The sequence below is a fragment of the Mycobacterium sp. GA-2829 genome, assembly GCF_001499965.1.
Classification (GTDB): Bacteria; Actinomycetota; Actinomycetes; order Mycobacteriales; family Mycobacteriaceae; genus Mycobacterium.
Genome location: NZ_LQIT01000033.1, coordinates 1 through 14,350, shown reverse-complemented (window position 1 = coordinate 14,350; position 14,350 = coordinate 1). Strand labels below are relative to the sequence as shown.

The 14,350-nt window shown below is 69.0% G+C and carries 12 protein-coding genes; 6 read left to right on the top strand and 6 right to left on the bottom strand.

Features of this window, described 5'->3' with window-relative positions:
* The first annotated feature begins 137 nt into the window (after positions 1 to 137).
* Positions 138 to 2,234 carry an alpha-1,4-glucan--maltose-1-phosphate maltosyltransferase gene (locus tag AU194_RS19375; protein ID WP_059090935.1) on the top strand — a complete coding sequence of 699 codons (2,097 nt, stop codon included), beginning with the start codon at positions 138 to 140 and terminating at the stop codon, positions 2,232 to 2,234.
* A gap of 7 nt (positions 2,235 to 2,241) precedes the next feature.
* Positions 2,242 to 4,518 (top strand): 1,4-alpha-glucan branching protein GlgB, encoded by a 2,277-nt coding sequence (gene glgB / locus AU194_RS19370; RefSeq protein ID WP_059090885.1) that lies wholly within the window; start codon positions 2,242 to 2,244, stop codon positions 4,516 to 4,518.
* A 71-nt stretch (positions 4,519 to 4,589) separates the two neighbouring features.
* On the opposite strand, the gene AU194_RS19365 is transcribed toward glgB, so the two are convergent.
* From AU194_RS19365 to AU194_RS19355, 3 genes are read right to left on the bottom strand one after another with little or no spacing between them, the layout of a single operon-like run.
* Positions 4,590 to 5,489 carry a tetratricopeptide repeat protein gene (locus tag AU194_RS19365; protein ID WP_059090884.1) on the bottom strand — a complete coding sequence of 300 codons (900 nt, stop codon included), beginning with the start codon at positions 5,487 to 5,489 and terminating at the stop codon, positions 4,590 to 4,592.
* A 13-nt stretch (positions 5,490 to 5,502) separates the two neighbouring features.
* A complete protein-coding gene (locus AU194_RS19360; RefSeq protein ID WP_059090883.1) occupies positions 5,503 to 5,886 on the bottom strand; it encodes a DUF3817 domain-containing protein in 384 nt (127 codons plus the stop codon).
* 54 nt (positions 5,887 to 5,940) lie between these two features.
* Positions 5,941 to 7,122: an acetyl-CoA C-acetyltransferase gene (locus AU194_RS19355; protein ID WP_059090882.1), complete on the bottom strand. Its 1,182-nt coding sequence runs from the start codon at positions 7,120 to 7,122 to the stop codon at positions 5,941 to 5,943.
* A 93-nt stretch (positions 7,123 to 7,215) separates the two neighbouring features.
* Between AU194_RS19355 and mce the strand changes: the two genes are divergently transcribed.
* Positions 7,216 to 7,692 carry a methylmalonyl-CoA epimerase gene (gene mce / locus AU194_RS19350; RefSeq protein ID WP_059090881.1) on the top strand — a complete coding sequence of 159 codons (477 nt, stop codon included), beginning with the start codon at positions 7,216 to 7,218 and terminating at the stop codon, positions 7,690 to 7,692.
* A 4-nt stretch (positions 7,693 to 7,696) separates the two neighbouring features.
* On the opposite strand, the gene AU194_RS19345 is transcribed toward mce, so the two are convergent.
* Positions 7,697 to 7,993 (bottom strand): hypothetical protein, encoded by a 297-nt coding sequence (locus tag AU194_RS19345; protein ID WP_059090880.1) that lies wholly within the window; start codon positions 7,991 to 7,993, stop codon positions 7,697 to 7,699.
* Between the two features lie 17 nt (positions 7,994 to 8,010).
* Positions 8,011 to 8,682 carry an endonuclease NucS gene (nucS, locus tag AU194_RS19340; protein ID WP_059090879.1) on the bottom strand — a complete coding sequence of 224 codons (672 nt, stop codon included), beginning with the start codon at positions 8,680 to 8,682 and terminating at the stop codon, positions 8,011 to 8,013.
* 50 nt (positions 8,683 to 8,732) lie between these two features.
* Between nucS and AU194_RS19335 the strand changes: the two genes are divergently transcribed.
* The gene (locus tag AU194_RS19335; protein ID WP_059090878.1) at positions 8,733 to 10,337 is read left to right on the top strand and encodes an adenylate/guanylate cyclase domain-containing protein; all 1,605 of its coding nucleotides are present in this window, start codon (positions 8,733 to 8,735) and stop codon (positions 10,335 to 10,337) included.
* Here the strand turns inward: AU194_RS19335 and AU194_RS19330 are convergent, their stop codons facing one another.
* Positions 10,338 to 12,155, bottom strand: coding sequence for a fatty acyl-AMP ligase (locus tag AU194_RS19330; RefSeq protein WP_059090877.1), 1,818 nt, complete (start codon positions 12,153 to 12,155; stop codon positions 10,338 to 10,340).
* 116 nt (positions 12,156 to 12,271) lie between these two features.
* Between AU194_RS19330 and AU194_RS19325 the strand changes: the two genes are divergently transcribed.
* Both AU194_RS19325 and AU194_RS19320 read left to right on the top strand, forming a co-directional pair.
* On the top strand, positions 12,272 to 13,756 hold the full coding sequence (locus tag AU194_RS19325) for a DNA-3-methyladenine glycosylase 2 family protein (protein ID WP_197417674.1): 1,485 nt from the start codon (positions 12,272 to 12,274) through the stop codon (positions 13,754 to 13,756).
* On the top strand, positions 13,753 to 14,253 hold the full coding sequence (locus AU194_RS19320; RefSeq protein WP_059090875.1) for a methylated-DNA--[protein]-cysteine S-methyltransferase: 501 nt from the start codon (positions 13,753 to 13,755) through the stop codon (positions 14,251 to 14,253). The genes AU194_RS19325 and AU194_RS19320 overlap by 4 nt, the downstream gene beginning before the upstream one ends.
* Positions 14,254 to 14,350: the final 97 nt, after the last annotated feature.

Genomic DNA, 14,350 nt, shown 5'->3' with positions numbered 1-14,350 from the left:
CGTCTCGGTGATTGGTCGGCCTGCTTCGGGTTGGGTCGCGCACTACGGTGGGTATAGGGCGCGGAGACACATAACGAACCGACACAGTGGCCGCAACGACGACGATGACGGCCGCGAAGACAGTCAGAGGAGTGGTGGTGGCCGGCCGTATCGGAATCGACGACGTCGCGCCCGTGGTATCCGGTGGCCGGTATCCGGCCAAAGCGGTGGTCGGTGAAGTGGTGCCGGTCCGGGCGACGGTCTGGCGGGAAGGCCACGACGCCGTGTCCGCCACGCTTGTGGTCCGCTATCACGGCACGAGCTATCCCGAACTCGGCGACGCCCCCGTCGGCCGGGTCACCGCCGATCGGGCGCCGCAGGCCGTGCCCATCGAGGAAGTGGTGACGCCCGCACAGCGGGTCAAACCGCAGACCCTGCCGATGAGCCAGGGCCGCACACCGGATGTCTTCCACGGCCAGTTCGTGCCCGACGCGGTCGGGTTGTGGACCTACCGGGTCGACGGCTGGGGCGATCCGATCGCGACGTGGCGTCACAATGTCACGGCCAAACTCGACGCCGGCCAGAGCGAGTCCGAACTGGACAACGATCTGCTCGTCGGCGCCCGGCTGCTCGAGCGCGCGGCGACCGGCGTCCCCCGCCAGGACCGCTACCCGCTGATCGAGGCCTCCGAGCGGCTGCGCACACCCGGCGACCCGTACTACCGCGCGGGCGCGGCACTGGCCGCGGACGTGACCGCGCTGCTCGATCAGTATCCGCTGCGCGAATTGGTCACCCGCGGCGAGCAATACGGCGTCTGGGTGGACCGTCCGCTGGCGCGTTTCGGCTCCTGGTACGAGTTCTTCCCCCGCTCCACCGGCGGCTGGGACAGCCAGGGCAACCCGGTGCACGGCACGTTCGCGACCGCGGCCAAGGCGCTGCCCCGCGTCGCCCGGATGGGTTTCGACGTGGTGTACCTGCCGCCGATCCATCCGATCGGCAAGGTGCACCGCAAGGGCCCCAACAACAGCGTCACCGCGGGGCCGGGCGACGTCGGATCCCCGTGGGCGATCGGCAGCGACGAGGGCGGGCACGACGCGGTGCACCCGGATCTGGGCACCATCGACGACTTCGACGAGTTCGTCACCGCGGCCCGCAACGAGGGTCTGGAGGTCGCGCTCGATCTGGCGCTGCAGTGCGCACCGGACCATCCGTGGGCCAAGGACCATCCCGAGTGGTTCACCGTGCTGCCCGACGGCACCATCGCCTACGCGGAGAACCCACCGAAGAAGTACCAGGACATCTACCCGCTCAATTTCGACAACGACCCGACGGGTCTGTACCTGGAGGTGCTGCGGGTCGTCCGGTACTGGATCTCCCACGGCGTCAAGGTGTTCCGGGTCGACAACCCGCATACCAAACCACCCAACTTCTGGGCGTGGCTGATCGGGGAGATCAAGAACGAGGACCCCGACGTACTGTTCCTGGCCGAGGCGTTCACCCGGCCCGCTCGGCTGTACGGATTGGCGAAACTCGGCTACACACAGTCGTATACGTATTTCACGTGGCGGACGTCGAAGAGCGAGCTGACAGAGTTCGGCGAGGAGATCGCCGAACACGCCGACTACGCGCGGCCCAACCTGTTCGTCAACACCCCCGACATCCTGCACGAGAGCCTGCAGCACGGCGGGCCCGGCATGTTCGCGATCCGGGCGGTGCTCGCCTCGACGATGAGTTCGGTCTGGGGCGTGTACTCCGGATACGAACTGTTCGAACACCGTCCGGTGCGCGAGGGCAGCGAGGAGTACCTGGACTCCGAGAAGTACCAGTTGCGCCCCCGTGACTTCGATGCCGCACTGGCCGATGGTGAATCGCTCGAACCGTTCATCACACGGCTCAACGAGATCCGGCGCGTCCACCCCGCACTGCACGAGCTGCGGACCATCCGGTTCCACTACCCCGACAACGACGCGATCCTGGCCTACAGCAAGTTCGACCCGACCACCGGTGACCAGGTGCTCGTCGTCGTGACGCTCAACCCATTCGGGCCCGAAGAGGCCACAGTGTGGTTGGACATGGGCGCATTGGGAATGGAGCCCTACGACAGGTTCTGGGTCCGCGACGAGATCACCGGAGAGGAATACCAATGGGGGCAGTCGAACTACGTGCGCATCGAGCCCGCACGGGCGGTCGCGCATGTGCTCAACATGCCCCAGGTGCCCGCAGACCGACGACTCAACCTACTGCGTAGGGAGTGACACGCACATGGCCAACACCGAGCGACTGACCGACACCACCGTGACCGCCAGCCCGCAGCTGCGGCCGCACACCGCCGACCTCAACCGGCTACTCGCCGGTGAGCACCACGATCCACATTCGATCCTCGGCGCCCACGAGTACGACGACCACACCGTGATCCGGGCCTACCGTCCGCACGCGGTCGAGGTCGCCGCCGTCGTCGGCGGGCAGCGCCACGTCTTCACCCACCTCGAGGCCGGCCTGTTCGCGGTGACCCTGCCGTTCACCGGGCTGATCGACTACCGCCTCGAGGTCAGCTACGACCACGGGGGCGAACAGCCGCACATCCACCGCACCGCCGACGCGTACCGGTTCCTGCCCACGCTCGGCGAGATGGATCTGCACCTGTTCTCCGAGGGCCGCCACGAACGGCTGTGGGAGGTGCTCGGGGCGCATCCGCGCAGCTTCGAAACCCCCGACGGGGTGGTCGAGGGGGTGTCGTTCGCGGTGTGGGCGCCCAACGCCAAGGGTGTGCAGCTGATCGGCGACTTCAACCATTGGGAGGGCAACGAGGCGCAGCTGCGCGTGCTCGGCTCCACCGGGGTGTGGGAGCTGTTCTGGCCGGACTTCCCGGTCGACGGGCTCTACAAGTTCCGCATCCACGGCGCCGACGGCGTGGTCAGCGAGCGCGCCGATCCGATGGCGTTCGCCACCGAGGTGCCGCCGCAGACGGCGTCGCGGGTCACCAAGAGCACCTACAGCTGGTCCGACGACGCGTGGATGACCGAGCGCGCGGCGAAGAATCCGGTGTTCGAACCGATGAGCACCCTCGAGGTGCACCTCATGTCGTGGCGGCCGGGGCTGTCCTACGTCGAGCTCGCCGACCAGCTGACCGAATACGTGCTCGGCAACGGTTTCACGCACGTCGAGATGCTGCCGGTGGCCGAGCATCCGTTCGGCGGATCGTGGGGCTACCAGGTCACCTCGTACTACGCGCCGACGTCACGGCTGGGCTCCCCCGACGAGTTCCGCTACCTGGTCGACCGGCTGCACCAGGCCGGTATCGGGGTCATCGTGGACTGGGTGCCCGCCCACTTCCCCAAGGACTCGTGGGCGCTGGGCCGGTTCGACGGCACCCCCCTCTACGAACACGCCGACCCGCGGCGCGGTGAGCAGTTGGATTGGGGCACATACGTTTTCGACTTCGGCCGGGCCGAGGTCCGCAACTTCCTGGTGGCCAACGCGCTGTACTGGCTGCAGGAGTACCACGTCGACGGGCTGCGGGTCGACGCCGTCGCGTCGATGCTCTACCTGGACTACTCCCGCCCCGAGGGCGGATGGACGCCGAACGTCTACGGCGGCCGGGAGAACCTGGAGGCGGTGCAGTTCCTGCAGGAGATGAACGCCACCGTGCACAAGGCCAGCCCCGGCATCGTGACGATCGCCGAGGAGTCGACGTCGTGGCCGGGTGTCACGCGCCCGACCAACCTCGGCGGGCTCGGCTTCTCGATGAAGTGGAACATGGGCTGGATGAACGACACGCTGGCGTTCGTCAGCCGTGACCCCATCCACCGCAGCTACCACCACCACGAGATGACGTTCTCGATGCTGTACGCGTTCAGCGAGAACTATGTGCTGCCGATCAGCCACGACGAGGTGGTGCACGGCAAGGGCACGTTGTGGGGCCGGATGCCCGGCGACGACCACCGCAAGGCCGCGGGTGTGCGCCAGCTGCTGGCCTACCAGTGGGCCCACCCCGGTAAGCAGTTGCTGTTCCAGGGCCAGGAGTTCGGCCAGCGCGCAGAGTGGTCCGAGGAACGCGGCGTCGACTGGTACCAGCTCGACGAGCAGAGCTACTCGACCGGCATCCTGCGGATGATCTCGGACATGAACGGCATCTACACCAGCCACCGCGCGCTGTGGTCACACGACACCAGCCCTGAGGGCTACTCGTGGATCGACGCCAACGACTCGGCGAACAACGTGCTGAGCTTCCTGCGCTACGGCGACGACGGTTCGGTACTGGCGTGCGTGTTCAACTTCTCCGGCTCCGAGCACAGCCAGTACCGGCTCGGGTTGCCGCACGCGGGGACCTGGCGCGAGGTGCTCAACACCGACGCCACCGACTACAACGGCGCCGGGATCGGCAATTACGGCGCGGTGCAGGCCACCGACGACCCGTGGCACGGACGGCCCGCGTCGGCGGTCATGGTGCTGCCGCCGCTGTCGGCGCTGTGGTTCGAACCGGTGCCCGCCGAGGCGCCCGTCGAACAGGAACCGCCGACGGCCCCACCCCTGTCCTGACCTGCGTTGACTCTGCGCCCAGGGCGTCGCTCACTCGAGCTTTCGCGCCCTGAGCGCAGAGTCAGCGGCTGTCAGTAGAGGGCGTTGGCGAGGTTGCGCCGGCCAGCGATGACCTCGGGGTCGGCCGGGTCGAACAGCTCGAACAGTTCGATGAGCCGGGTCCGCACCCGGGTGCGGTCGTCGCCCGCGGTGCGCTTGACCAGAGCGATCAACCGGTCGAACGCGGCGGACACCTGCTGCTGGAGGATCTCGACGTCGGCCGCGGCGAATGCGGCGTCGACGTCGCCGGGGGCGGCGTCGGCGACGGCCACCGCATCGGGGCTCTGCGTCGTGGCGCGCTGCAGGAACACGATCTGGCGGACCGCGCCCTTGGCCTCCACGTGGTTCGGGTTCGCGTCGAGGATCGCCTGGTAGGCGCTCAGCGCGGCGTCGAAGTCGCCGTTGTCGAGGTGGGCGCGCGCCTGGGCGACCTCGGGGTCGACCTGCTCGGGCTGATCCGGATCCCCGGAGCCCGACAGCTTGCCTGCCGTCGCCTCGAGCAGGGAGTCGATCCAGCGGCGCAGCTGATCGGCCGGCTGCGGACCCTGGAAACTCGAGATCGGCTGACCCCCGGCGAGGGCGACCACCGTCGGCACCGCCTGCACGCCGAACATCTGCGCGACGCGCGGGGTGGTGTCGACGTTGACCGTCGCCAGCGACCACTTGCCTGCGTCGGCGGCGGCCAGGTCCGCGAGCGTCTGCCCCAGCGCGACGCTGGAGTCGCTGCGCGGAGACCACAACAGCACGACGACAGGTACCTGACTCGACCGGATCAGCACCTCGGCTTCGAGGTTGGCCTCGGTCACCTCGACACCGCCGGGGCCACCCGCCCCGGCGGGTCCGGCCGACTCGGCGGCGGGACGTTGCTTGAGCGCGGACAGATCAACCGCACCGGCCAGCGCCGGCCCGATGGAAGGTCGTGGACGTGTCACGCAGACAAGTCTGTCACGTTGTTTCGGGTGCCGGGTGACCCGGCCGAGCGAGCGCCGGACGAGTGTTGGCGGCACCCATCCGACCGGTGCGATCGGCCCATATGAGGAAGATCACAGTGCCGAGCGGCACGATGCTCGCCACCCCGGCCAGCAACCATGTGCCCAGCCGCCAGCGAAGGCTGAACCCGGCCAACAGCGCCACCGCGACGAACGCCACGAACACCGCGCCGTGGGCCGGTCCGAAGATCTTGACCCCGATCTCGGTGCTCGGGCTGCCGAGGTACTTGAAGTACATCCCGAGCAGCAGGCCCACCCAGCTCACCGCCTCGAGCAGACCGACGAGATGGAGCCAACCGATACGGCTACGCAGATCGAGAACGCCAGACATGGCCGCCATTGTGCCCGAAAACGCGCGCCTTTACTACAAGCCGTCGTAGACGACGCTGCGAGGTCAGGGCCGCCGCAGGATCAACGCGTCGCCCTGGCCGCCGGCACCGCACAGCGCGGCGACCGCGTAGCCGGAGCCCTTGCGAGCCAGCTCGAGCGCGGCGTGCAGCGTGATCCGGGCGCCGGACATGCCGATCGGATGGCCGATCGCGATGGCCCCGCCGTTGGGGTTCACCTTGTCGGGGTCGACGCCGAGCTCGTTGGTCGAGGCCAGCGCGACCGCGGCGAACGCCTCGTTGAGCTCGATGACGTCGAGCTGATCGACGGTGATGCCCTCCTTGGCGATCGCCTTCTTGACGGCGTTGGCCGGCTGGCTCTGCAGCGTGGAGTCGGGCCCGGCGACCACGCCGTGCGCACCGATCTCGGCGAGCCAGGTCAGGCCCAGCTCCTCGGCCTTGGCTTTGTTCATCACCACGACGGCGCAGGCGCCGTCGGAGATCTGGCTCGCCGAACCGGCGGTGATGGTGCCGTCCTTGCGGAACGCCGGCTTGAGCCCGCCCAGCGATTCGGCGGTGGTGTTGGCGCGGATGCCCTCGTCCTCGGCGAACTCCAGCGGATCGCCCTTGCGCTGCGGGATCGACACCGGGACCACCTCGTCGGCGAACACGCCGTCCTTCCACGCGGCGGCGGCGCGCTGATGCGACTGGGCGGCGTACTCGTCCTGCTGGGCGCGGGTGAACTTGTCGACGTCGTTGCGCTGTTCGGTGAGCGCGCCCATCGGCTGATCGGTGAACACGTCGTGCAGACCGTCGTAGGCCATGTGGTCGACCGCGGTGAAATCGCCGTACTTGTAGCCCGAGCGGCTGTTCATCAGCAGGTGCGGCGCCTGGCTCATCGACTCCTGGCCGCCGGCCACCACCACGTCGAATTCACCGGCGCGGATCAGCTGATCCGCCAACGCGATCGCGTCGATGCCCGACAGGCACATCTTGTTGATGGACAGCGCGGGCACATCCCACGGGATGCCCGCGCCGACGGCGGCCTGACGGGCGGGCATCTGCCCGGCCCCGGCGGTGAGTACCTGGCCCATGATCACGTACTCGACGGCCGACGGCGCGACACCGGCCTTCTCGAGCGCGGCCTTGATCGCGATGGCGCCCAGATCGGTGCCGGAGAAATCCTTCAGCGAACCCATCAGCTTGCCCACCGGGGTGCGGGCCCCAGCAACGATCACCGACGTCGTCATCACTACCTCCAGACAGGTTTCGGGCGGTTCCGGCGGGGCTATACAGCGGACCAGGAGTATTCGGAACCGATGCCGTTAGGTTACCTTTCAGCTATGACTGCCGACCAAATCGATGCCCGGCCCGCCCTGGTCACCGCGTTGGTGACCGCGATCGACCACGTCGGGATCGCGGTGCCGGATCTGGACGCGGCGATCAAGTGGTACCACGACCACCTCGGCATGATCGTGCTGCACGAAGAGGTCAACGAGGAGCAGGGCGTCCGCGAGGCCATGCTCTCGGTGCGCGGCGCCCCGGTCGGCAGCGCGCAGATCCAGCTGATGTCCCCGCTGGACGAGAACTCGACCATCGCGAAGTTCATCGACAAGCGCGGCCCCGGCCTGCAGCAGCTGGCCTACCGCACCAGCGACATCGACGCGCTCAGCGAGCGGCTGCGCGAACAGGGTGTCCGGTTGCTCTACGACGCACCCCGGCGCGGCACGTCGAACTCGCGCATCAACTTCATCCATCCCAAGGATGGCGGCGGTGTGCTGATCGAGCTCGTCGAACCGGCCGCCGACGGCGAGCACTGATCACCTAGGACCATCTCCGCGTCGGGCTCCTGGTGCCCCGGTGCGTCCAGCACGGCGTGTGCCAGTGCCTGCGGTCCTCGACCGCCGTCGGCCCCGCATCGGCCGGCCACACCACCACATGCGCTGTGCCGGGCCGGATCTCGTGATCGCAGCCCGGGCAGCGGTAGGTCTTCGTGGCGCGGGAGCCCGCCACGGGCCGCACTTCGTAGTCGTAGCCGTCGGGTCCGGTCTCGATACGTCGCTGCTCGAACACTCCCGCGAGCGGACGCGTCCGCCGCGGCGGGGGACGGCGTCTGGGCATACCAGCAGTCTAGGGGTTCAGAACAACCGGAACTCGTCGCTGTCCATACCGCGCATCTTGTCGTAATCGAGTATGAGACAACGGATTCCGCGATCGGTGGCGAGTGTGCGGGCCTGCGGTTTGATCTGCTGGGCGGCGAACACCCCGCTCACCGGCGCCAGCAGCGTGTCACGGTTGAGCAGTTCGAGGTAGCGGGTGAGCTGTTCGACGCCGTCGATCTCGCCGCGGCGTTTGATCTCCACGGCCACCGAACGGCCGGACTCGTCGCGGCACAGCAGATCCACCGGACCGATCGCGGTCATGTACTCGCGGCGCACCAGCGTGTAGCCCGCACCCAGCAGTTCGACGTGTTCGGCGAGCAGCTTCTGCAGATGGGCCTCCACCCCGTCCTTCACCAGGCCGGGGTCGACGCCGAGCTCATGGCTGGAGTCGTGCTCGATGTCCTCGACGGTGATCCGCAACTGCTCGCCGGCTTTGTTCTCCACCACCCACACCGGGTGGGGGTCACCGGCCTGCTCGGTGAGCCGGCACGGCGGGCTCATCCAGTTCAGCGGTTTGTACGCCCGGTCGTCGGCGTGGACGCTGACCGAGCCGTCGGCCTTGATCAGCAGCAGTCGGCGGGCGGAGGGCAGATGGGCGGTCAGCCGGCCGACGTAGTCGACCGTGCACTGGGCGATGACGAGACGCACCCGCTCAACATTAGGGTCTGCGAACCCGCGCAAATTAGGCTGTCGGCACAATGAACGCCAAGTCGAGCGTGACGCAGCGGATGGGCCGGGTCCTCGAGGCGATCACCCGGCAGAGCGGGCACATCGTCGATACGCCCGATTACGGCTCCTGGCTGCTGGGCAAGACCTCCGAAACCCAGCACCGCCGCCGGCTGCGCATCCAGATCATCCTCACCACGTTCGTGCTGGTCGCCAACTTCATCGGCATCGGGATATCGCTGCTCGTCGTCACCGTGACGTTCCCGGTGCCGAGCGTGTTCGACGGCGACGTCTGGTGGATCACCTGGATCGTGGCGCCCTCCTACATCCTCGCCGCGCTCATCGTCGGGGTGATCTGGGCGACGCTGCGCGTCATCAACAACGTGCGCTGGGCTATCGAGGAGCGCGCTCCCACCCGCGACGACCAGCGCAACACCTTCTACTCACCGTGGCGGCTGACCCGTGTGATCCTCGTGCTGTGGGGCGTCGGCGCGGTGGTGATGACGACGCTCTACGGCTTGGTCGAGACCAACTTCATCCCGAAGGTCGCGCTCGGCATCGTGTTCCCCGGCCTGGTGGTGTCGGCCAGCTGCTATCTGTTCACCGAGTTCGCACTGCGCCCGGTCGCCGCGCAGGCGCTGGAGGCGGGCCGCCCACCGCGCCGCCTCGCACACGGCATCATGGGCCGCACCATGCTGGTGTGGACGGTCGGTTCCGGCGTGCCGGTGCTGGGCATCCTGCTCGCGGCGTTGATCACGCTGTCGCTGAAAAACCTGTCCCCCACCCAGTTCGCTGTCGCGGTGATGATCCTCGCGCTGTTCGCGCTCGTGTTCGGCTGGGTGCTGATGTGGCTGCTGTCGTGGTTGACGGCCACGCCGGTGCGGGTGGTGCGTTCGGCGCTCAAACAGGTCGAGGAAGGCAACCTCGAGTGCGAGCTGGTGGTCTTCGACGGCACCGAACTCGGTGAGCTGCAACGGGGTTTCAACAAGATGGTCGAGGGGTTGCGCGAACGTGAGCGGGTGCGCGATCTGTTCGGCCGCCACGTCGGACGCGACGTCGCGCTGGCCGCCGAGAAGCAGCAGATCGAACTCGGCGGCGAGGAACGCCACGCCGCGGTCGTCTTCGTCGACATCATCGGGTCGACGCAACTGGTCACCAGCCGCCCCGCGGTGGAGGTCGTCGAACTGCTCAACCGCTTCTTCAAGGTGATCGTCGAGGAGGTGGACCGCCACCGCGGCCTGGTCAACAAATTCGAGGGCGATGCGGTGCTGGCGGTCTTCGGGGCGCCGGTCGGCCTCGACCACCCCGAGGACGAGGCGCTCGCGGCCGCGCGGACGATCGCCGAACGCCTGGCCGACGAGGTGCCCGAATGTCAGGCCGGCATCGGCGTGGCGGCCGGTCAGGTGGTGGCGGGCAACGTCGGCGCCAAGGAGCGGTTCGAGTACACCGTGATCGGCGAGCCGGTCAACGAGGCCGCCCGGCTGTGCGAACTCGCCAAGACCGTGCCGCACCGACTGGTCGCCTCGTCGGACACCGTGGAGGCCGCCACCGACTCCGAACGCCCGCACTGGGCCCTCGGCGACACCGTGACGCTGCGCGGCCACGACGAACCGACCCGCCTGGCGCTGCTGGCCTGATCAGGCCCCGCGCAGGGTCCCGTCGAGGTACTCGGCGCGGCAGGCCCGCCGGGCCAGCTTGCCGCTCGTGGTGCGCGGTATGGCGCCTGCGGGCACGAACCGCACGTCGGCGACGTCGATGCCGTGCGTTGCGCGCACCGCGGCGCGGATCGCCGCCGCGGCGGCTGCCGGGTCGGCGCGGCGCGTGCCCGACGCCCGCTCGGCGATGATCACCAGCTGCTCATCGGGCACGGTGAACGCGGTGGCGTGGCCGCGCCGCACAAGGGGCGACGCCTCCGCCGCCGTGGCTTCGATGTCCTGCGGATAGTGGCCGCGGCCCTCGATCACCACCAGGTCGGCCAGTCGGCCCGTGACGTAGAGCTCCCCGTCGAGGTAGGTGCCGAGGTCGCCGGTGCGCAACCAGTGCGCGTCACCCGCCACTCCATCGGTGTGGGTGCTCACCCCCGGTGTGATTGCGGCGCAGAATCTTTCGCGGGTCTCCTCGGGCCGACCCCAGTAGCCGCGGCCGATGTTGTCGCCGTGCAACCAGATCTCGCCGACGGATCCGTCGGGCAGTTCGCGACCGGAGTCCGGGTCGACGATCGCGGCCCACTGACTGCGGGCGACCTGACCGCACGACACCTGCGGCACAGCGCTTTCGGCGTCGGCGGGGACGATGACCGCCCGCCCGCGGGTGAGGTGGTCGCGGTCGACGTGCACCACCGATGCGCACGCCGACGGGGCGATCGTCGAGACGAACAGGGTCGCCTCGGCGATCCCGTAGGAGGGTTTGAACGCGGTCGCGGGCAACCCGTGCGGCGCGAACGCCGCGGTGAAGGTCTCGATGGCGGCCATGGATACCGGTTCGGATCCGATGATGAGGATGACGTTGCCCAGGTCGACGTCCTCGTCGTCGTCGGGCAGCCCGCGCTGGGCGGTCCACTCGTAGGCGAAGTTCGGGGCGGCGGTGACGACGCGGCCGCGGCGCGATTCGTCGGACAGGGCGCGGATCCACCGCTGCGGGCGCCGCAGGAACGCCGTCGGCGACATCAGCGTGGAGTGCCCGCCGTAGACCGCGGGGAAGCCGATCATCGACAGACCCATGTCGTGGAACAGCGGTAACCAGCTGACGCCGTGGGTGTTTCGGTCCAACAGGTCGATGGACAGGATCATCTGCAGCAGGTTGGTGCCGACCGCGCGGTGGGTGATCTCCACGCCGACCGGCGGCCGGGTCGCACCGGAGGTGTACTGCAGGTGCGAGACGTCGTCGACGTCGATCGGGGTGTCGACGAAGGCCTCCCCCGCCGCATCCGGGATCTCGTCGATCACCACGACGTGCGGCCGCGGGAGGTCGGTCAGGTCGGCGAGGAACTCCTCGACGGCGGCCACCGCCGCCGCGGTGGTGAGCACTACGGTCGGGCGGGCGTCGCCGAGTGCGGTGTGCAGGCGTTCGGCGTGCCCCTGCAGTTCGGGGGCGAACAGCGGCACCGCGATGGCGCCGGCCTTGATCGCGGCGAAGAATCCGGCGATGTAGTCGAGGCCCTGGGGGGCCAGGATGGCGACGCGGTCCCCGCGCGCGGACAGTTCCTGCACCCGGGCGCCGATCGCGCGCAACCGCACGCCGAGTTCGGCCCAGGTGAGTTCGACGGCGCGGACGTCGTCGGCGCCGGTGTGGTCGAGGTAGCGGTAGGCAACCGCGTCGCCGACCGCGGCGATGTTGCGGTCGATGAGCGAGATCAGCGTGACACCCGGCGGCAGAACGATATTGCCGTCGGCGTCCAGGCAGTCCTCGATCCTGAGCAGTCCGTCGTGAACCATCTCTCCGGTACTGCCGCTCATGCCGTCGAGTTTAGGTAAGCGCATGGCGGCCGGAGGCTCTCGCCGGATGTGTGGTCGGCCACGCCCATGTCCGTTTTCCGCCGGTGGTGTCAGGGGCGGCGTGTAAGGCTGAGGGCATGTTCGACGACTTCGACCGCTGCTACCGGGCCGTGCAGTCCAAGGACGCCCGGTTCGACGGTTGGTTCGTCACCGCGGTGCTCACCACGCGGATCTATTGCCGCCCGAGTTGTCCGGCGCGGCCGCCGTTCGCCCGCAACGTCCGGTTCTACCCGACGGCGGCGGCGGCCCAGGCGGCGGGTTTCCGTGCCTGCAAACGGTGCAGGCCCGACGCGTCTCCCGGCTCGCCGGAGTGGAACGTTCGCGGTGACGTGGCAGCCAGGGCCATGCGGCTGATCGCGGACGGCACCGTCGACCGCGAAGGCGTCACGGGGTTGGCCGCCCGGCTGGGCTACACGACGCGTCAGCTGCAGCGCATCCTGCAGGCGGAGGTCGGTGCGAACCCGCTGGCGCTGGCGCGGGCGCAGCGTGCCCAGACCGCGCGGGTGCTCATCGAGACCACCGAGCTGCCGTTCTCCGACGTCGCGTTCGCCGCCGGGTTCTCGAGCATCCGGCAGTTCAACGAGACAGTCCAGGCGACGTTCGACGCGCCACCGACGGCGCTGCGGGAACGGTCGCGACACCGGTTCGGCGCCGCCGGGGCGGGTGTCCTGGCGTTACGCCTGCCCGTGCGGGCGCCGTTCGCCGCGGAAGGCGTGTTCGGGCATCTGGCCGCGAGCGCGATCCCCGGAGTCGAGGAGTTCCGCGACGGCGCGTTCCGGCGCACGCTGCGGCTGCCGCACGGGACGGGCATCGTGGCGCTCACCCCGCTGCCGACCCACGTGGACTGCGCCCTGCACCTCGACGATCTGCGGGATCTGTCCAGCGCCATCGCCCGGTGCCGCCGCCTGCTCGACCTCGACGCCGACCCGCAGGCCGTCGTCGACGTCCTCGGCGCCGACGCGGAGCTGGGCGCGCTGGTCGGCAAGGCGCCCGGCCAGCGCATCCCCCGCACGGTCGACGAGGCCGAGCTGGCGGTCCGCGTCGTGCTGGGCCAGCAGGTCTCGCTCAAGGCTGCGCGTACCCATGCCGCACGCCTGGTCGCCAGCTACGGGCACCCGGTCAGCGATCCGCACGGTGGGCTCACCCACGTGTTCCCGAGCGTCGAGGAGCTCGCCGACATCGACCCCGCACATCTGGCGGTGCCGCGGAGCCGGCAGCGTACGGTGCGGGGCCTGGTCGCGGCCCTGGCGAGCGGGGCGGTCCGGCTGGACCCGGGGTGCGACTGGGATGAGGCGCGACGGCAGCTGCTCGCCCTACCCGGTATCGGACCATGGACGGCAGAGATGATCGCGATGCGTGCGCTCGGAGACCCCGACGCCTTCCCCGTCACCGATCTCGGCGTGCTGACCGCGGCCCGGCACCTCGGGCTGCCCGATGATCCCCGCGCCCTGACCGACCGCAGTACCCGATGGCGCCCCTGGCGGGCGTACGCGACCCAGCACCTGTGGACGGCGCTCGACCACCCCGTCAACGATTGGCCCCCGAAGGAGGTCCCCCAATGACGATCCGCTACTGCACGCTCGACAGCCCGGTCGGCATGCTCACCCTCGCGGGCCGCGACGGCCGGCTCATGCACCTGCGCATGACCGATCAGACGTACGAACCGAGCCGGGAAGGCTGGGAACCCGACCCGACAGCGTTTCCGGACGCCGTCGAACAACTCAGCGCGTATTTCGCCGGCGAGCTGACGACGTTCGATCTGCAGCTCGACCTCGTCGGGACCGCATTCCAGCGCCGCGTGTGGGAAGCCCTGCTGACCATTCCCTACGGGCAGACCCGGTCGTATGGGGAAATAGCGCGGCAGATCGACGCACCGGGCGCCTCACGTGCGGTCGGATTGGCCAACGGCCACAATCCGATCAGCATCATCGTGCCGTGCCACCGCGTGATCGGCTCGAATGGCAGCCTGACCGGATATGGCGGCGGAATCGAGCGGAAGAAAATCCTGCTGGGAATGGAAAAACAATTCCATTCGGCCGTTCCCACGCTATTCGATTGATCCGAAAAGGCTTTGAACGCGGAAATGCCGCGGCCCTCCGGTTGGTGTCGGAGGGCCGCGGTTAAAGGGTGTTCGGCGGTGTCCTACTTTTCCACCC